Source organism: Paenibacillus sp. FSL L8-0333 (genome assembly GCF_037965665.1).
Lineage (GTDB): Bacteria > Bacillota > Bacilli > Paenibacillales > Paenibacillaceae > Paenibacillus_AQ > Paenibacillus_AQ odorifer.
The window spans coordinates 80,102-99,862 of record NZ_CP150186.1; the positions used below are offsets into that span (position 1 = coordinate 80,102).

The 19,761-nt window shown below is 46.7% G+C and carries 14 protein-coding genes and 3 rRNA genes; all 17 read left to right on the forward strand.

Annotation, left to right across the window (positions count from 1 at the left end):
- Window positions 1–4: 4 nt before the first annotated feature.
- The 17 genes from NYE72_RS00370 to NYE72_RS00450 all read left to right on the forward strand — a co-directional run bounded on the left by NYE72_RS00370 (window position 5) and on the right by NYE72_RS00450 (window position 19,680).
- The gene (locus NYE72_RS00370) at window positions 5–949 is read left to right on the forward strand and encodes a peptidylprolyl isomerase (RefSeq protein ID WP_081383712.1); all 945 of its coding nucleotides are present in this window, start codon (window positions 5–7) and stop codon (window positions 947–949) included.
- Window positions 950–1,090: 141 nt separating this feature from the next.
- The gene (cysK, locus tag NYE72_RS00375; protein WP_036678737.1) at window positions 1,091–2,029 is read left to right on the forward strand and encodes a cysteine synthase A; all 939 of its coding nucleotides are present in this window, start codon (window positions 1,091–1,093) and stop codon (window positions 2,027–2,029) included.
- Between the two features lie 338 nt (window positions 2,030–2,367).
- Window positions 2,368–3,981, forward strand: a complete 1,614-nt coding sequence (locus tag NYE72_RS00380; protein WP_339211062.1) for an anthranilate synthase component I family protein — start codon at window positions 2,368–2,370, stop codon at window positions 3,979–3,981.
- Complete coding sequence (gene pabA / locus NYE72_RS00385; protein ID WP_036678733.1) at window positions 3,978–4,559, forward strand: aminodeoxychorismate/anthranilate synthase component II; 582 nt, start codon at window positions 3,978–3,980, stop codon at window positions 4,557–4,559. Before NYE72_RS00380 ends, pabA begins: the two co-directional genes overlap by 4 nt.
- Window positions 4,556–5,437: an aminotransferase class IV gene (locus NYE72_RS00390; protein ID WP_339211064.1), complete on the forward strand. Its 882-nt coding sequence runs from the start codon at window positions 4,556–4,558 to the stop codon at window positions 5,435–5,437. The genes pabA and NYE72_RS00390 overlap by 4 nt, the downstream gene beginning before the upstream one ends.
- On the forward strand, window positions 5,434–6,291 hold the full coding sequence (folP, locus tag NYE72_RS00395) for a dihydropteroate synthase (protein WP_076142181.1): 858 nt from the start codon (window positions 5,434–5,436) through the stop codon (window positions 6,289–6,291). The genes NYE72_RS00390 and folP overlap by 4 nt, the downstream gene beginning before the upstream one ends.
- A gap of 30 nt (window positions 6,292–6,321) precedes the next feature.
- Window positions 6,322–6,684: a dihydroneopterin aldolase gene (gene folB, locus NYE72_RS00400; RefSeq protein WP_036678726.1), complete on the forward strand. Its 363-nt coding sequence runs from the start codon at window positions 6,322–6,324 to the stop codon at window positions 6,682–6,684.
- A gap of 11 nt (window positions 6,685–6,695) precedes the next feature.
- Window positions 6,696–7,247: a 2-amino-4-hydroxy-6-hydroxymethyldihydropteridine diphosphokinase gene (gene folK, locus NYE72_RS00405; protein WP_036678725.1), complete on the forward strand. Its 552-nt coding sequence runs from the start codon at window positions 6,696–6,698 to the stop codon at window positions 7,245–7,247.
- Window positions 7,199–7,408, forward strand: coding sequence for a helix-turn-helix transcriptional regulator (locus NYE72_RS00410; RefSeq protein WP_076099929.1), 210 nt, complete (start codon window positions 7,199–7,201; stop codon window positions 7,406–7,408). The genes folK and NYE72_RS00410 overlap by 49 nt, the downstream gene beginning before the upstream one ends.
- A 33-nt stretch (window positions 7,409–7,441) precedes the next feature.
- On the forward strand, window positions 7,442–8,458 hold the full coding sequence (gene dusB, locus NYE72_RS00415; RefSeq protein WP_036678722.1) for a tRNA dihydrouridine synthase DusB: 1,017 nt from the start codon (window positions 7,442–7,444) through the stop codon (window positions 8,456–8,458).
- A gap of 201 nt (window positions 8,459–8,659) precedes the next feature.
- A complete protein-coding gene (gene greA, locus NYE72_RS00420; RefSeq protein ID WP_036678719.1) occupies window positions 8,660–9,139 on the forward strand; it encodes a transcription elongation factor GreA in 480 nt (159 codons plus the stop codon).
- Window positions 9,140–9,387: 248 nt separating this feature from the next.
- Window positions 9,388–10,905, forward strand: coding sequence for a lysine--tRNA ligase (gene lysS, locus NYE72_RS00425; protein WP_038573979.1), 1,518 nt, complete (start codon window positions 9,388–9,390; stop codon window positions 10,903–10,905).
- Between the two features lie 405 nt (window positions 10,906–11,310).
- A 16S ribosomal RNA gene (locus NYE72_RS00430) occupies window positions 11,311–12,868 on the forward strand.
- 232 nt (window positions 12,869–13,100) lie between these two features.
- Window positions 13,101–16,026, forward strand: a 23S ribosomal RNA gene (locus NYE72_RS00435).
- A gap of 128 nt (window positions 16,027–16,154) precedes the next feature.
- A 5S ribosomal RNA gene (gene rrf / locus NYE72_RS00440) occupies window positions 16,155–16,271 on the forward strand.
- The 16S, 23S and 5S rRNA genes sit together here, the layout of an rRNA operon.
- A gap of 431 nt (window positions 16,272–16,702) precedes the next feature.
- Window positions 16,703–18,160, forward strand: a complete 1,458-nt coding sequence (gene guaB / locus NYE72_RS00445) for an IMP dehydrogenase (RefSeq protein WP_036679982.1) — start codon at window positions 16,703–16,705, stop codon at window positions 18,158–18,160.
- Between the two features lie 125 nt (window positions 18,161–18,285).
- A complete protein-coding gene (locus NYE72_RS00450) occupies window positions 18,286–19,680 on the forward strand; it encodes a D-alanyl-D-alanine carboxypeptidase family protein (RefSeq protein WP_036679981.1) in 1,395 nt (464 codons plus the stop codon).
- Window positions 19,681–19,761: the final 81 nt, after the last annotated feature.

Sequence of the window (19,761 nt, forward strand, 5' to 3'; positions counted from 1 at the left end):
TGGGATGATGACGAGACAGGAACGTGCACTTCGCAATACGGTTATTATTCTAGCTGTTGCAACTTTAATGCTCGGGGGTCTATTATTCTGGAGTTTGCGCGCCATGGCCCTACTTAAAGGAGATACAACAGACAATGAATCACCGGATGTAGCGACTGCAGGCGGACAACCGATAACGGATCAGCAGTGGATGGATGAGCTCAAAAAAAAGCATGGAGAAGAAGTGTTAATCAGTATGCTTAACCATATTGTCGTGGACATGGAAGCTAAGGCCTTAGGAATTACCGTGACAGACGATGAGGTTAAGCAGGAACTGGCACGCACTATAGTTGGATACGAATCAGAAGCGCAATATTATGCTCAAATGCAATCTCAGCTGGGATTATCTCGTCAGGAAGTGTTCGCAGAGACAGCTTATCGTCTGTCCTTACAAGCGATAGCCACGGTGGGCATTACAATCAGTGATGCCGATATAGATGCTTATTTAGAGCAAAATGCCGAGCGCTTCGTTCCAAAAAAGGAAATGCAGCTTTCTATGATCAAGGTTTCATCCTATGAGGAAGGTCAGCAGGTAATGGATCGCTTGGAACAGGGTGAGGATTTCGCTGATTTGGCTAGGGAAGTGTCTATTGATGAAGAGAGTCGGCAGCATGGAGGCAGTTTAGGCAAAGTAGAGGAAGACGACCCTTTTTGGCCAGAGGGAATGTTAAAGACTGCGGCTGGATTGGATGTGGGTGATATAGCCGGTCCGATCGAGACAGGGGAAGACTTCGCCATTATTCGCTTGGAGAGTATTCACTCTCCAGAAATGCCAGATCAGAAAGAAATTCGGGCGCTTGTACGTCAAGAGCTGGCTTTGGAGCAAGCCCCTCCCTTGCAGCAGGTGGAAAGCAATTTACGCAATAAATATGAGGTGTCAATAAATATTGACAACAGCCTGCAAGATTGATAATATGATATTAACGTAAACCCTACCGTTTTAGTCGGAAATAACTGACGGTGGTCAACAATTTAAACTCCACACACAGAAGCATAAAGTCACAATTTACGTTCTTATATCGCATTTATCATTCTAAGGAGGTTTTTGCTCATGGCTAAAGTCGTTAACAACGTAACAGAATTGATCGGAGGTACTCCGCTCGTTCGTTTGAATCGTCTGGCACAGGAAGGCTCCGCAGATATTTATTTGAAATTGGAATATCAGAACCCGGGATCAAGCGTAAAAGACCGGATTGCAATCAGCATCGTGGAAGAAGCTGAGCGTGAAGGTCTACTGAAACCAGGAGGTACGATTGTAGAAGCTACTAGTGGTAACACTGGTATCGGCCTGGCACTTGTAGCTGCTGCTAAAGGTTATAAGGCAGTTATCGTAATGCCGGAAACAATGAGCTTGGAGCGCCGTAATCTCCTTCGCGCATATGGAGCGGAATTGGTGCTGACCCCAGGATCGGAAGGTATGAATGGTGCGGTTAAGAAAGCAGACGAAATTCTGAAAGAGAACCCAAGCTATTTCCCATCCGAGCAATTCAAGAATAAAGCGAACGTGAAGATTCACCGTGAGACTACTGGACCTGAAATTATTGACGCTATTGAATCCATCGGCGGTCCTTTGGATGCTTTTATTGCAGGTATCGGAACAGGCGGAACGATCACTGGTGCGGGTGAAGTGCTGAAAAGCCAATATCCTGATATTAAGATCTATGCTGTGGAGCCTGCTGCTTCCCCAATCTTGGCTGGAGGCAAACCAGGCCCTCACAAAATCCAAGGTATCGGAGCTAACTTTATCCCTGAGATTCTGAACCAAGATATCTATGATGAAATCATCCACGTTGAGAATGATGAAGCTTTCGAAACTGCACGTCGTGTAGCTAAAGAAGAAGGCGTCTTGTCTGGTATTTCTTCAGGTGCTGCTGTATTTGCCGCACTTAAAGTAGCCAAAGATTTAGGCCCTGGCAAAAAAGTAGTAGTCATTATCCCAAGTAACGGCGAACGTTACCTGAGCACACCACTTTACAATTTCGAAGCGTAATTGTTTGCAATAACGTAAATCTATAAGAGTCTTCATACCACTTTTTTGGTGGTGATGGAGACTCTTTTCGTTGATTTAAAAGGCATTAGGTACTGTGCATATATGGCAGGCTAGACGTGGTAATTTTATTATTGTTGAAAAAAGCTCTGGTTTTTGCAGAAAACGAAAAAATCATAATAATTTCCTATCGCTGAGGGCTTTTCAATAATGCCTTAAGTACAGTATACTGACAGGCAATATACTACTGATGATTGGACAAAACTAAGCAAATGCTTACGAAGCGAGTTTTGTCTCGAAGATTAAACTGTAAGATGATGCTAGACAAAACTTTTAGGAGGATGGCTTTGGAAATCATAACAACCTGGAACGAGTGGGAACAATGGGCTGCTGAAGACTGGAGCATGTTTCCCTTGATTATAAAATCCCCCCGGTGCACAAACGAATTACCCGCGTCCTGGGAGAAAGCCTGGGAGTTAGCTTCCCAGTATTCTGTAGTTTTAGAAAGTGGTAAGGGTGGCCGTTATACGTACTTGGGCTTGAACCCTGTTTCGATATTGAAGGGCAAGGAGGATAATGCGGAAGTATTTAGCTTCCCTACTGAATCTTTGGAATCAGCATCAGTGGACGAGGAGAGGATACCTGAGGCAACAACACTACATGGACAACCGCTGGAGCTACTGCAGCAATGGATGTCGGATTTTACGTCACCTAAGTTAAAGGATGAAGATGTTCCTCCTTTTTCTGGTGGATGTATTGGTTTCCTTGGTTATGATGTGGTTCGTTCTTTGGAACGATTGCCGTCTCTTGCCCAAGATGATCCTGGTTTTCCTGATTATCTTTTTATGAGGTTTGACGAGATATGGATTTATGATCACGAAGAGCATGTGCTGTATTGTGCTGTTCACGTTCCAGTTCCAGCAGACTGTGGGATGGAAGAGCTGCAAAATCTTTATCTTGGCAGTATAGAACAGGCTGGACAAATGGTAGAGCAGTGGCAGCTGATATCTTCAGCTGCAGGATTGGATGATGAGGCTGTGGGCAGCATTGAGGCCCTTACAGTTTCATCAGGAGAGTGGCCGGGCATGGCTTCCGCTTTTTCGCCTGAGAAGTTTCAGCAGGCAGTGCTGGACGTTCAGGAATACATCCGCCAAGGCGATGTCTTCCAAGTGAACCTCTCGCTGCGCCAGGAGGCGCAGCTGAAGTCCCCGCCGGAGGATGTTTACGAGTGGCTGCGCAAGCTCAACCCGTCCCCGTACATGGGGCTCTTGCGGTCGCCCGGCTTCGCGCTGTCCAGCGCTTCACCGGAGCTGCTCGTCAAGCTGCACGGGGACAAAGTGAGCGCCCGGCCAATCGCCGGCACCCGGCGCCGGGGACTCACTCCCGCGGAGGATGCCGCCATGGAGGCGGAGCTTCGCGGGAGCGAAAAAGAGATCGCCGAGCATATCATGCTTGTCGATCTGGAACGCAACGACATCGGGCGTGTCGCTGCATACGGTTCCGTCAGCGTGCCGGAGCTGATGACGGTGGAGCGCTACTCTCATGTGATGCATCTCGTTTCGCAGGTAGAGGGCCAGATTGCGCCGGATAAAGACGCGTATGCGGTTATCGCAGCTTTATTCCCCGGGGGGACTATTACAGGGGCTCCCAAGGTAAGGACAATGGAGATTATTGAAGAATTGGAGCCGGTTCGACGTGGACCCTATACAGGATCGATGGGTTTTATTGACTATAACGGCAATATGGAATTAAATATTATTATAAGAACGCTGGCTGTAAAAGACGGGGTCGGATATATTCAGACAGGTGCCGGCATAGTGATCGATTCCGATCCCTACCGTGAATACCGTGAATGCCATAATAAAGCCAAAGCGGTAGTGAAGGCAGTACTCTGTAGTGAACTGCAGCAGGAATTTCCAGCTACCAGCGGAGCCGAAGGGGGAGTAGCACTGTGATCTTGGTCATCGATAATTATGATTCCTTTACGTATAACCTCGTACAGTATTTAGGTGAGCTTGGGGAAGAGGTTAAAGTGCACCGCAATGATGAAATTACCATCGAAGAGATTGAAAAGCTGGCACCTGACCATATTCTAATTTCACCAGGCCCATGTACGCCAAATGAAGCGGGAATTAGTCTGGAATTGTTGCATCATTTCAAGGGGATCATTCCGATCTTCGGCGTATGCCTTGGACATCAAGCGATTGGACAAGCATTTGGTGGCAATGTCATCCGTGCTGAGCGTTTGATGCATGGGAAGACATCGCCTATTTACCATAACGGGACCTCAGTTTTTGAAGGTCTGGAGTCTCCATTTACAGCTACCCGATATCATTCACTGATTGTAGAGCGGGAGAGTCTCCCAGATTGCTTGGAGATTACGGCTGAGACTGAAGAAGGGGAGATTATGGCATTGCGCCATAAAGAATACCCTATTGAAGGTGTGCAGTTCCACCCGGAATCTATTATTACGGATCATGGTCATACGATGCTGCGTAATTTCTTGAAACGGAGAGCCGGAGAAACGGCATGAAATATATAGGATTTAACAATGGTGTCATTGACGCCCGAGAAACCGTGGTTTCTACCTTGGATCACGGATTTTTGTACGGCATTGGCTTGTTCGAAACCTTTAGGACCTATGGGGGAGTTCCCTTTTTGCTGGAGCGTCATTTGAAGCGTATGGCAGAGGGTTGCAAGGCACTGGGCATTCCATTTGAAGCAGAAGCGGCACATCTACTTAACTGGATTAAGCGCGTTATGGACAAAAATGAATTAAAAGAAGCTTATATACGCTATACCGTAACAGCCGGTGAGGATATTCTCGGATTACCTGCTGGTGATTATCAAAAGCCTAATCATTTGTTGTACATCAAAGCGCTGCCGAAAGTACCAGATAAACTCTATAGTGAAGGCAAAGAGCTGCAGCTGTTGTCCTTGCGGCGTAATACTCCTGAGGGAACAGTGCGATTCAAGTCGCTGCATTATATGAATAACATTCTGGCTAAGCGAGAGCTTAGAGGGTATACTTCTGCGGCAAATGGTGCTGAAGGACTAATGCTGACGGCAGAAGAATTTATTGCCGAGGGCATTGTCAGCAACATCTTTTTTGTAAAAAACAACAGGCTCTATACCCCAGATCTTACAACAGGGATACTTCCGGGAATTACCCGGGAAATGGTAATGGAGCTGGCTCTTAGTGCAGGCCTTAGTGTTGAAGAAGGAACATATCACTGGGAGCAGTTAAAAGCTGCTGATGAAGTGTTTCTTACCAATTCCGTACAAGAAATCGTTCCTGTTACTGGGGTGTGGCACGGAGATGCAAGATTTACTATAGGTACTGGCCAGTGTGGAACAATTACTGCTGGCTTGATTTCATTATATAGAGATAGGACGGCGATTTCGAAATGAGACCAGTCCTCTTTAAGCGGACATACCGTTGTGGAAATACAGACTTGGAGTTAGGAAATCGAACATTGATTATGGGCATCCTTAATGTGACCCCGGATTCTTTTTCGGATGGAGGACTTTGGGATCATCCGGACAAAGCAGTTGAGCATGCGCTGCGTATGGCTGCAGAGGGTGCTGATATTATTGATATCGGCGGTGAATCTACTCGTCCTGGTCATCAACCGGTGGGACTTGAAGAGGAGTTAGCCCGTGTATTGCCTGTGATCGAGAGTATTCATAAGGCGGCACCTCACCTTCCGTTATCTATCGATACCTATAAAGCTGAAGTAGCCCGCCAAGCTATAGCTGCGGGTGCCCATATCATTAATGACATATGGGGTTGTAAGGCCGATCCGGAAATGGCGGCAGTGGCCGCTGCTGCTGACTGTCCTATTATTTTGATGCATAACCGGCAAGACCGTAATTATACGAATCTGAGTGCGGATATGTCGGCTGACCTTAAGGAAAGTATTGATCTTGCGGTAGCCGCAGGCGTTAAGCCGGCCAATATCATATTGGATCCAGGTATCGGCTTTGCTAAGGATTATAATGAAAACCTGCAGGCAATGACGCTTTTAGACGGGTTGACTGAGTTAGGTTATCCGTTGTTACTGGCGACTTCCCGCAAAAAATTCATCCGCACGGTACTTGATTTGCCGTCTGATGATGTTGTGGAAGGCACCGCAGCTACAGTAGCTTTTGGGATAGCTCAGGGTTGCCAGATCGTACGTGTACATGATGTATCTCTGATTAAACGAACGGTTAAGATGTGTGATGCGATGTTGTATGCTGCACCTCCATTGGTGCGTGAATAGCTATATTTTACGAAAAAGGGCGGATTAATCATGGATAAAATGACAATGCATCGCATGGAATATTACGGATACCACGGTGTATTTGAGGAAGAACGTAAGCTGGGACAACGTTTTTACATTGATTTAGAGCTGGAGCTTGATTTGCAGGGTGCGGGCTTGAATGATGATTTGAGTCAAACCGTGAATTATGCTGAAGTTCATGAATTAGTCAAAAACATTGTCGAAATAAAGTCTTTTAAGTTGATCGAAGCTTTGGCAGAATATATTGCATCCTCCGTACTGGACACTTATACTGTTATCAATGCAGTAACGGTTAAGGTAACTAAACCCCATCCGCCTTTCGACATTCATTTTCAGGGAGTGACTGTAGAGCTGCGCAGAACTAGAAAGTGAGAACAAGGTCCATGAATATACATTCCACCTCTGAAGAATCAGAGGCTTATATTGCTTTAGGGGCTAATTTGGGTGACCGCGAGGGCACACTGTCAGAGGCTTTGAACAGACTGGACGCTCATGATGAAATATCTGTGGTCCGCTGCTCCAAAGTTTACGAGACAGAGCCAGTAGGTTATTTAGATCAGCCGCAGTTTCTCAATATGGCAGCAGCTTTGCGAACGACACTTGCGCCCGAGTCCTTGCTGGAAGTGATGTTGGGGATTGAAACGCAGTTGGGTCGTATCCGGGATATCCGCTATGGACCGAGAACGGTAGATTTGGATTTGTTGTGGGTTGAGGGTCAGGTGCTCGATACACCACATTTAACGTTACCGCATCCACGCATGTTAGAGCGTGCTTTTGTATTGTTTCCGCTCAGTGACATCGTTCCACAGAATGAACAATCTTCCGGACTTCGCAAGCTGATTACAGCAGCGCTTCAAGACATAGACGGGAAGGAAGGAATTCGGTTGTGGACAACAAGCGTTTGGGACGGAGGGTCAGGGCATTCCGTAAGCTAAAAGGGTATACTCAACAGGATCTTGCGGATCTTGCCGGAATTTCCTTGGCTGTGCTTGGTGCAGTCGAGAGGGGTAACAGACGATTAGAAGATCAAATTTTAGATAAAATTGCGAATGTCCTAGGGGTTACAACAGAAGAGCTTGTGGATCCCAACTCATAATTTTTAAGAATTAAAAGGCAGGAAGTGATACGAATGCTGAAGATTGGCGATATCGAGATGAAAAATCAGGTTGTTCTGGCACCTATGGCTGGCGTGTGCAATCCGGCTTTTCGTCTGATCGCTAAGGAATTTGGTACAGGTCTGGTCTGTGCGGAAATGGTAAGCGATAAGGCCATTATTCACGGAAATACACGTACTCGCGAAATGTTGTTTGTAGATGAACGGGAGAAACCGCTTAGTTTGCAGATTTTTGGCGGGGATAGAGAATCACTGGTGCAAGCAGCAAAAGTGGTTGATAAAGAAACCAATGCTGATATTATCGATATCAATATGGGATGCCCAGTGCCTAAAGTAACTAAATGTGATGCGGGAGCCCGCTGGCTTTTGAATCCCGACAAAATCTATGAAATGGTCTCTGCGGTTGTCGATGTTGTCGATAAACCCGTAACCGTGAAAATGCGGATTGGCTGGGATAGCGAGCATATTTTTGTCGAAGATAATGCGCGTGCGGTTGAACGTGCCGGGGGTAAGGCTGTCAGCGTACACGGTCGTACCCGGGAGCAGCTTTACACAGGCCATGCGGACTGGAACTATATCAAGATGGCAAAAGAAGCAGTTTCTATTCCTGTTATTGGCAACGGGGATGTTAATACACCTGAAGATGCTCGGGCTATGTTGGATCAGACTGGCTGCGATGGCGTAATGATCGGGCGTGGAGCACTCGGCAATCCTTGGATGTTGTATCGTACGATTCAATATTTGAGCACCGGCGAGCTTATGCCTGAACCTGGCTTGGATGAGAAGATTAAGGTTGCTATTCTTCATATGGATCGACTGGTAGCTCTTAAGGGAGAAGCTGTAGCTGTCCGTGAGATGCGTAAGCATATGGCCTGGTACTTAAAAGGCTTGAAGGCTGCCGCTAGAGTGAAGGATGTTCTCATGACAGAAACAAAACGCGATGGAATGGTGAGGATATTGAATGATTTTGTCGTTCAATTAAAGCATGAAGAAGAGAGCAAGGGCATTGAAATGTCTTCTTCTGCTGTATAATCACCTTTTTTCTGCTGATATTTGAACACATCTGACTTTATATGTGGTGTCATTGACATTTTGTAGCGGTTCCAATATAATTTCACAGTATAAAATCGCCGTTACAGTAAGAGCAATGCAGCAGGGAGGGTTCTTATCCTTCTAGATTAGCATATAGTATGGTGTTTTCAATAATTGTATACGACAGGAGAATCGGTTGAGATGAGCGATAAAGAAGTCATCCTTACGCCGGACGGGCTAAAACGTCTGGAAGATGAGCTGGAGACCCTCAAATCCGTAAAACGCCGTGAGGTTGCTGAACGGATTAAGGTAGCGATTGGCTACGGAGATATCAGTGAGAACTCGGAGTATGAAGACGCGAAGAATGAGCAAGCTTTTATCGAAGGACGCGTTCTAACTTTGGAGAAGATGCTTCGCAACGCGCGTATCATCAATAGCGACGAGATCGTTACTGACGTAGTAAGTATTGGTGTTACTGTAAGTGTCGAGGATTTGGAATATGGGGACACTATGGAGTATACGATCGTAGGTACAGCAGAGTCTGATCCACTGAATAACAAGATTTCCAATGAAAGTCCGGTAGGCAAAGCTATTATCGGGAAAAAAATAGGTACGGTTGTTGATGTTTCTACACCTGCAGGAGTTATTCAATATAAAATTCTCGATATCAGAATGAAGTAATATACAGACCTTAATGTCTGTAAATAGATGTGCTGCCGTATGTATTAGTCATTTCACTGTACATAGGTAGATAAGGGAACATGTTTGGGAAAGCTTCCTTAGGGAAGCTTTTTTCAAATCATCCAGAAACGATAGGTAAAACAAACTGCTTATATTTTGAGCTGGAACGGGACTGTCCTCTAACTATGGAGACGGAGCCGTTTCTTCTTGTGTATATGATATTACTGAGTTATAAGGGGATGAATCGCATGACCGAGGAAATGAACAATGTGGACAATGCAGAGAACGAACTTAGTGAGCTTTTGCAGATCCGCCGTGCCAAACTGGACGAGCTAAGAGGACTTGGTATTGATCCTTTTGGCAAAAAATACGAGCGCACAGCTAACGCTGGCGATATCGTAGCTAAGTATGATGGACTTTCCAAAGAGGAATTGGACGAGCTTTCTGTTGAAGTGAGCATTGCTGGACGTATTATGGCAAAACGCGTTATGGGTAAAGCCAGCTTTGCGCATATCCAGGACCTTAGTGGAAGAATTCAGCTTTATGTTCGTCAAGACAGCATTCCTGAAACTCAATACGCGGCGTTTAATGTTCTCGATCTGGGAGATATTATTGGCGTTCGTGGAACAGTATTCAAAACCAAAACAGGCGAGACCTCCATCAAAGTGCATAATCTCGAAGTCTTGTCCAAATCCCTGCTGCCACTTCCTGAGAAATATCATGGTCTTAAAGATGTAGAACTGCGTTATCGCCAGCGCTATGTTGATTTGATTATTAATCCGGAAGTTCAACAGACCTTTATTGCCCGTTCAAGAATTATTCAATCGATGCGTCGCTATTTGGATTCACTTGGTTATCTTGAAGTTGAAACACCTACACTTCATACGATCGCCGGCGGAGCAGCTGCGCGTCCGTTTATTACTTACCACAACACACTTGAAATGCAGCTGTATATGCGGATTGCTATCGAGCTTCACTTGAAACGCCTTATTGTTGGCGGTTTGGAAAAAGTGTACGAAATCGGCCGTGTATACCGTAACGAGGGAATGTCGACTCGTCATAATCCAGAGTTTACTATGATTGAGTTGTACGAAGCATATGCTGACTACAAGGACATCATGAATCTCACGGAGAATATGATTGCACATATTGCCCAAGAGGTATTAGGTACACAACTGCTGGATTACCAAGGCAAAGAGGTAAATCTGTCTCCAGGATGGCGTCGTGTAACTATGGTTGATGCTGTTAAAGAAGTAACCGGTGTTGATTTCAGTGTTCACATGACAGATGACGAAGCACAAGCTTTGGCAAAAGAACATCGTGTGCCTGTTGAGAAACATATGACGTTCGGTCATATCCTTAACGCTTTCTTCGAGCAATTTGTAGAGGAAACTCTAATTCAGCCAACCTTTGTAATGGGACACCCTGTTGAAATTTCACCACTTGCGAAGAAAAACGATGAGGATCCACGCTTTACCGATCGTTTTGAGCTGTTTATTGTGGGTCGTGAGCACGCTAATGCATTTAGTGAATTGAATGATCCGATTGACCAACGTCAACGCTTTGAGGCACAGATCCAGGAGAAAGAGCAAGGTAATGACGAAGCTCATGAGATGGACGATGATTTCATCCGCGCCCTGGAATATGGTATGCCACCTACTGGCGGACTGGGAATCGGCGTAGACCGTTTGATCATGCTGCTTACCAATTCTGCATCGATTCGCGATGTATTGCTGTTTCCACATATGCGTAACCGTACTGAATAGTATCTATACAACACAGGGCTTAAGGGAGCTGTCTAAGGACAGTTCTCTTGGCTACTGTTGATTAGAAGCGGTGCTTTCACTTCATTGCTCCTATAGAATGTAGAGATTTAATATTAGTTTCAAAAAAACTCTTGCAATGCTTCTCCATACATGATATATTCTAAGTCCGGCCAAGAAATACACATGCCGAGCTCGAAAAAGAAGTTGAAAAAAGAGCTTGACATTAAATAGCCGAACATGATATAGTATAAGAGTTGCTGCTGAGACATTAAACGGCGCCAACGAGAACTTGATCTTTGAAAACTGAACAACGAGTGAGTAGGAAATCACGTAAGTGAAATCCAAAATAGAGAATTAATTTTCTCGTCAGATGTTTCAAAATGAGCATATCGCTCTTTTCAATACTAATTGGAGAGTTTGATCCTGGCTCAGGACGAACGCTGGCGGCGTGCCTAATACATGCAAGTCGAGCGGAGTTATTTTGAAAGCTTGCTTTCAAAATAACTTAGCGGCGGACGGGTGAGTAACACGTAGGCAACCTGCCCTTCAGACTGGGATAACTACCGGAAACGGTAGCTAATACCGGATAATTTCTTTTTTCTCCTGAGAGAAGAATGAAAGACGGAGCAATCTGTCACTGAGGGATGGGCCTGCGGCGCATTAGCTAGTTGGTGGGGTAACGGCCCACCAAGGCGACGATGCGTAGCCGACCTGAGAGGGTGAACGGCCACACTGGGACTGAGACACGGCCCAGACTCCTACGGGAGGCAGCAGTAGGGAATCTTCCGCAATGGGCGAAAGCCTGACGGAGCAACGCCGCGTGAGTGATGAAGGTTTTCGGATCGTAAAGCTCTGTTGCCAGGGAAGAACGTCCGGTAGAGTAACTGCTACCGGAGTGACGGTACCTGAGAAGAAAGCCCCGGCTAACTACGTGCCAGCAGCCGCGGTAATACGTAGGGGGCAAGCGTTGTCCGGAATTATTGGGCGTAAAGCGCGCGCAGGCGGCTATTTAAGTCTGGTGTTTAAACCTTGGGCTCAACCTGAGGTCGCACTGGAAACTGGGTGGCTTGAGTACAGAAGAGGAAAGTGGAATTCCACGTGTAGCGGTGAAATGCGTAGATATGTGGAGGAACACCAGTGGCGAAGGCGACTTTCTGGGCTGTAACTGACGCTGAGGCGCGAAAGCGTGGGGAGCAAACAGGATTAGATACCCTGGTAGTCCACGCCGTAAACGATGAGTGCTAGGTGTTAGGGGTTTCGATACCCTTGGTGCCGAAGTTAACACAGTAAGCACTCCGCCTGGGGAGTACGGTCGCAAGACTGAAACTCAAAGGAATTGACGGGGACCCGCACAAGCAGTGGAGTATGTGGTTTAATTCGAAGCAACGCGAAGAACCTTACCAGGTCTTGACATCCCTCTGAATCTGCTAGAGATAGCAGCGGCCTTCGGGACAGAGGAGACAGGTGGTGCATGGTTGTCGTCAGCTCGTGTCGTGAGATGTTGGGTTAAGTCCCGCAACGAGCGCAACCCTTAACTTTAGTTGCCAGCAGGTAATGCTGGGCACTCTAGAGTGACTGCCGGTGACAAACCGGAGGAAGGTGGGGATGACGTCAAATCATCATGCCCCTTATGACCTGGGCTACACACGTACTACAATGGCCGGTACAACGGGAAGCGAAGCCGCGAGGTGGAGCCAATCCCATCAAAGCCGGTCTCAGTTCGGATTGCAGGCTGCAACTCGCCTGCATGAAGTCGGAATTGCTAGTAATCGCGGATCAGCATGCCGCGGTGAATACGTTCCCGGGTCTTGTACACACCGCCCGTCACACCACGAGAGTTTACAACACCCGAAGTCGGTGGGGTAACCCGCAAGGGAGCCAGCCGCCGAAGGTGGGGTAGATGATTGGGGTGAAGTCGTAACAAGGTAGCCGTATCGGAAGGTGCGGCTGGATCACCTCCTTTCTATGGAGAATCGTTCTCTGCAATGAGGACATTCAAATCGGAAGCTAAGCTTCCACAACTCAGGTTTAGGCCTGTTACTCACTCGTTGCTCAGTTTTGAGAGTTTAAGCTCTCAAGTAAGACTTGATCCTTGAAAACTGGATACCGAAACGAATTTGCGTTTTAGAACATCTTTTAGCAACTTGTGCAAACAAGTAAATGTTATTAGTGAGATTTTTCTTCGGAGAAATCAAGGTTAAGCTAATAAGAGCACACGGAGGATGCCTAGGCGCCAGGAGCCGACGAAGGACGTGGCGAACAACGAAACTGCCTCGGGGAGCTGTAAGCAAGCTTTGATCCGGGGGTGTCCGAATGGGGAAACCCAGCTGTGGTAATTCGCAGTTACTCATTTCTGAATACATAGGAAATGTAGAGGCAGACCAGGGGAACTGAAACATCTAAGTACCCTGAGGAAGAGAAAACAATAGTGATTCCGTCAGTAGCGGCGAGCGAACGCGGAACAGCCTAAACCAAGGGGCTTGCCTCTTGGGGTTGTGGGACGTCTCACATGGAGTTACAAAGGAATATGGTAGGTGAAGAGGTCTGGAAAGGCCCGCGATAGAGGTAAAAGCCCTGTAACCTAAACTGTGTTCTCTCCGAGACGGATCCCGAGTAGTGCGGGGCACGTGAAACCCCGTATGAATCCAGCAGGACCATCTGCTAAGGCTAAATACTACCTGGCGACCGATAGTGAAACAGTACCGTGAGGGAAAGGTGAAAAGCACCCCGGAAGGGGAGTGAAATAGAACCTGAAACCGTGTGCTTACAAAAAGTCAGAGCCCGATCTATGGGTGATGGCGTGCCTTTTGTAGAATGAACCGGCGAGTTACGTTTAACATGCAAGGTTAAGCCGAGAAGGTGGAGCCGCAGCGAAAGCGAGTCTGAATAGGGCGATTTAGTATGTGGACGTAGACCCGAAACCGTGTGATCTACCCCTGTCCAGGGTGAAGGTGCGGTAACACGCACTGGAGGCCCGAACCCACGTACGTTGAAAAGTGCGGGGATGAGGTGGGGGTAGCGGAGAAATTCCAATCGAACTCGGAGATAGCTGGTTCTCCCCGAAATAGCTTTAGGGCTAGCCTCGGTATAAGAGTAGTGGAGGTAGAGCACTGATTGGGTGCGGGGTCCGCAAGGATTACCAAGCTCAGTCAAACTCCGAATGCCATATACTTATTGCCGGGAGTCAGACAGTGAGTGCTAAGATCCATTGTCAAAAGGGAAACAGCCCAGACCATCAGCTAAGGTCCCCAAGTGTGTGTTAAGTGGGAAAGGATGTGGAGTTGCACAGACAACCAGGATGTTGGCTTAGAAGCAGCCACCATTGAAAGAGTGCGTAATAGCTCACTGGTCGAGTGACTCTGCGCCGAAAATGTAACGGGGCTAAACACACCACCGAAGCTATGGCTAGATACTATGTATCTGGGGTAGGGGAGCGTTGTGTAGGGGTTGAAGGTGTACTGAAAAGAGCGCTGGACACTACACAAGTGAGAATGCCGGTATGAGTAACGAAAAGATCAGTGAGAATCTGATCCGCCGAAAGCCCAAGGTTTCCTGAGGAAGGCTCGTCCGCTCAGGGTAAGTCGGGACCTAAGGCGAGGCCGAAAGGCGTAGTCGAAGGACAACAGTTTGAAATTACTGTACCACCGTAATCCGCTATGAGCGATGGGGTGACGCAGGAGGGTAGTGACGCGGACTGATGGATGTCCGTCTAAGCAGTGAGGCTGATGTGTAGGCAAATCCGCACATCGATAAGGCTGGGCTGTGATGGGGAGCGAAAATTATAGTAGCGAAGGTCATGATCTCACACTGCCAAGAAAAGCCTCTAGCCAGGAGAAGGTGCCCGTACCGCAAACCGACACAGGTAGGCGAGAAGAGAATTCTAAGGCGCGCGGAAGAACTCTCGTTAAGGAACTCGGCAAAATGACCCCGTAACTTCGGGAGAAGGGGTGCCCCGGTAGTGTGAATAGCACGAGGGGGCCGCAGTGAAAAGGCCCAAGCGACTGTTTAGCAAAAACACAGGTCTGTGCGAAGCCGCAAGGCGAAGTATACGGGCTGACGCCTGCCCGGTGCTGGAAGGTTAAGGGGAGTGGTTAGGGGTAACCCGAAGCTATGAACCGAAGCCCCAGTAAACGGCGGCCGTAACTATAACGGTCCTAAGGTAGCGAAATTCCTTGTCAGGTAAATTCTGACCCGCACGAATGGCGTAACGACTTGGGCGCTGTCTCAACGAGAGATCCGGTGAAATTTTAATACCTGTGAAGATGCAGGTTACCCGCGACAAGACGGAAAGACCCCATGGAGCTTTACTGCAGCTTGATATTGAATTTGGGTACGATCTGTACAGGATAGGTGGGAGCCGTAGAAATCGGAGCGCAAGCTTCGGTGGAGGCGCCGTTGGGATACCACCCTGATCGTATCTAGGTTCTAACCTAGTACCCTTACCGGGTACGGGGACCGTGTCAGGCGGGCAGTTTGACTGGGGCGGTCGCCTCCTAAAGAGTAACGGAGGCGTTCCAAGGTTCCCTCAGAATGGTTGGAAATCATTCGCAGAGTGCAAAGGCATAAGGGAGCTTGACTGCGAGACCTACAAGTCGAGCAGGGACGAAAGTCGGACTTAGTGATCCGGTGGTACCGCATGGAAGGGCCATCGCTCAACGGATAAAAGCTACCCTGGGGATAACAGGCTTATCTCCCCCAAGAGTCCACATCGACGGGGAGGTTTGGCACCTCGATGTCGGCTCATCGCATCCTGGGGCTGAAGTAGGTCCCAAGGGTTGGGCTGTTCGCCCATTAAAGCGGTACGCGAGCTGGGTTCAGAACGTCGTGAGACAGTTCGGTCCCTATCTGTCGTGGGCGCAGGAAATTTGAGAGGAGCTGTCCTTAGTACGAGAGGACCGGGATGGACGTACCGCTGGTGCACCAGTTGTTCCGCCAGGAGCATGGCTGGGTAGCTACGTACGGACGGGATAAGCGCTGAAAGCATCTAAGCGTGAAGCCCCCCTCAAGATGAGATTTCCCAATTAGTAAGACCCCTTGAAGACGACGAGGTAGATAGGTTGGAGGTGGAAGTGCAGCAATGCATGGAGCTGACCAATACTAATCGGTCGAGGGCTTATCCTATACTTAGAATGCAGATTCGTTTCGGATTCAGTTTTCAGGCATCAAGCCTGTAACACGCTTAGAAATTCATTGTCACTTCTGGTGATGAACCGAATTTCACGCGGCAGCGTCTGTTTCACAGACGCATGTTTGGTGGCGATAGCGGAGGGGTTCCACGCGTACCCATCCCGAACACGACCGTTAAGCCCTCCAGCGCCGATGGTACTTGGACCGAAGGGTCCTGGGAGAGTAGGACGTTGCCAAGCACACAAGACCACTGTTGAGTAATCGACAGTGGTCTTTTTGTTATGTAAATAGAGAATTCATTAGGCTATATTTTGAAATACTATGATGGAGATAAGCGTGGGTAATAAGATGAGCAGAAATGCATTGTGGATTTTTTATACACTATATGTCCACTGAGCACGGACTAACGTCCAATAATTCGCTTACTCGGGGGCCGTTTTTTGAATACCTACTCTGATGATGTAATGTTCTTGACAGTCCAAATGCCCTTTGCTAAGATGGCAATAATATATTTTTGGATAAGCATCTCAAACCTTAATTGAAGATCTACACTTGTTCAGCCCCCAGATGTACAGAATTGTCTGTCGTGAATGGACTGGAGTCAAAGGTTCTTCTTTCATAAAGTTTGTAGGCGGGTATAATTTAAAACAACCGAGGAGGAATGACCCAGGTGTGGAAAGATAAGTTTGGTAAAGAAGGTCTAACTTTTGATGATGTGCTGCTGGTTCCGCGTAAATCTGAGGTACTGCCTAAAGAAGTGGATTTGACCACAGTTCTAAGTAAGAATGTGAAGTTGAATATTCCACTTATGAGTGCAGGGATGGACACAGTCACAGAAGCAGCCATGGCCATTGCAATTGCTCGTGAGGGTGGCATCGGGATTATACACAAGAATATGCCTGTAGAGCAGCAAGCGGAAGAAGTAGATCGTGTGAAGCGTTCCGAGAGCGGAGTTATTACGAATCCATTCTCACTTACGGCAGAACACATGGTATCTGATGCAGAGCTTTTAATGGGTAAATATCGCATTTCCGGAGTGCCGATTGTAGACAGTGACAATAAACTTGTCGGTATTCTAACTAATAGAGACTTACGCTTTATTCATGATTTCAATATTCAGATTAAAGAAGTTATGACACATGAGAATCTTGTAACAGCTGCTGTGGGTACAACCCTTCAGGAAGCAGAAGGTATCCTGCAACGTCATAAGATCGAGAAGCTTCCCCTTGTGGACGAGAATAATATTCTTAAGGGTCTCATCACCATTAAGGATATTGAAAAAGCTATTCAATTCCCTAACGGAGCCAAAGATGCACATGGCCGTCTACTTGTTGGAGCAGCTGTTGGTATCTCTAAAGACACGTTCGAACGTACTGCAGCATTAGTAAAAGCTGGTGTGGATCTGATCGTCGTCGATTCTGCACATGGTCACCACATTAATATTATTGAAGCGGTTCGCCAAATTCGTGAGTTGTATCCTGATCTTACGATTGTTGCTGGTAACGTAGCTACAGGCGAAGCAACCCGTGAACTTATTGAAGCTGGTGCATCTGTAGTTAAAGTAGGTATTGGACCAGGATCGATCTGTACAACACGCGTTATCGCTGGTATCGGCGTACCTCAGGTTACAGCCATTTATGATTGTGCGACAGTTGCTCGTGAGTATGGAATTCCTATTATCGCTGATGGCGGTATTAAGTATTCTGGGGAGATCACAAAGGCTATCGCAGCTGGTGCTCATGCTGTAATGATGGGAAGTATGTTTGCGGGTACAGAAGAAAGCCCAGGGGAATCTGAGCTCTATCAAGGCCGTAAATTTAAAGTATATCGTGGTATGGGCAGCATGAGTGCCATGAAACAAGGCAGTAAAGACCGTTATTTCCAAGATGATGATAAAAAGCTCGTTCCTGAAGGAATTGAGGGACGTATTGCTTTTAAAGGGCCTCTTTCTGACACTGTTCATCAATTGATCGGCGGATTGCGCTCAGGTATGGGCTATTGCGGTACGAAGTCATTGGAAGAACTGCGTAACGATACTTCTTTCATTCGCATCACAAGTGCTGGACTTCGTGAGAGCCACCCGCATGATGTGCAAATTACAAAAGAAGCACCAAACTATTCCGTATAATGGACTAACCGTATTATTTTTTGGACAGACAGGACTATTTCGTCCTGTCTGTCTTTTTTTGCGGGTACCCCTGTGTTAGAATAGAACAAGCTATTGATATGAGATTTAAAGGAGAGTCGTAATCATTGAAGCACAAACGAAAATTTAATGGTAAGCAAATTGTAATTAAGACAGCGACTGTAGGTCTGCTTTTAAATATGTTAATGAACCCAGTAATTCCAGCATTGGCTGAAGCGGGCAAAACTCCGGTTACAACCGAAGGTGCCGCAACTACTACTGAAACTGCACCCAAGACCAACGCAGTTAAGATCCCTTCTGTGGAATCTCTTAACTTGGAATTGAGTTCTGCTATTCTAATAGAACCAACTACAGGCCAAGTACTTATGGCTCTAAATCCAGATACACCACTCCCACCTGCGAGTATGACCAAGATGATGACTGAATATCTTGTATCTGATGCCGTGAAAAAAGGAGACATCTCTTGGGATCAGAAAGTTATCATTCAAGAGAATGCTTCCAAACAGGTCGGATCACGAATTTTTTTGGCAGCTGGAGATGAACATACGGTTAAAGAGCTATACATAGCGATGGCCGTAGGATCGGCGAATGATGCCACAGTTGCTTTGGCAGAATTGGTATCGGGTTCAGAAGAACAATTCGTAGAACTAATGAATCAGACTGCACAGAAGATGGGCATGAAAAATACCTATTTTATTAACTCAACTGGACTTGATCGGGCAGACATGCCGAAGAAATTCCGTCCTGATCTTGATAAAGAGACTGTAATGTCAGCTAGAGATGCAGCTACTCTTGCTAAATTTATAGTTACTGACCACCCGGACTTCACTGAATTTACAACGATTCAGTCTTATAAATTCCGTGATCGGGATACAGCGCCGATCATTAACTACAACTGGATGCTGGAAGCTAACAAAAGTATTCCCAACTTTAAGGCATATGCTTATCCAGGTCTAGATGGACTGAAGACTGGGCATACCACAAATGCAGGTAACTGCTTTACCGGTACTGCTGTGCGTGATGGAATGCGTCTAATCAGTGTTGTTATGGGTGCTAATTCAGAGGCACATCGATTCACAGAAACTAAAAAAGTGCTCGACTACGGGTTTAACAACTTTGAAATCAAACAGGTTGTAGCTCCGAAGGCTGTTATTGCTGGCACGGAAACAGTTCCGGTACTGAAAGGCAAGAATAAAGATGTTTCTATAGTTACTGATGAAGGAGTTTCTTTCATTGTTCCTAAGGGAACTGTTTCTCCTGAAGTTACTACAACTGTTGTAACAAATGACCCTGCAACTTTGGTTGCTCCTATAGCCCAATCCTCTAAAGTAGGTAAAGTTACCTATTCCTACAAGGCTGAAGGCATGCAAGCAGCACAGGAGAAAACAGTTAATCTGATCACTGTAGAGGAAGCTGAGAAAGCTGGCTGGTTCAAGTTGTTCCTTAGAGCGATTGGCGATTTCTTCGGTGATTTATTTTCAGGGATCAAGAACTTGTTCTAATGCAGTTCGGTGTCGAAATCAGCAGTAAATCCGAGTAAATGGGTTGTAGATTTCCCTTCATTGGGGTAAAATTACAAGTTA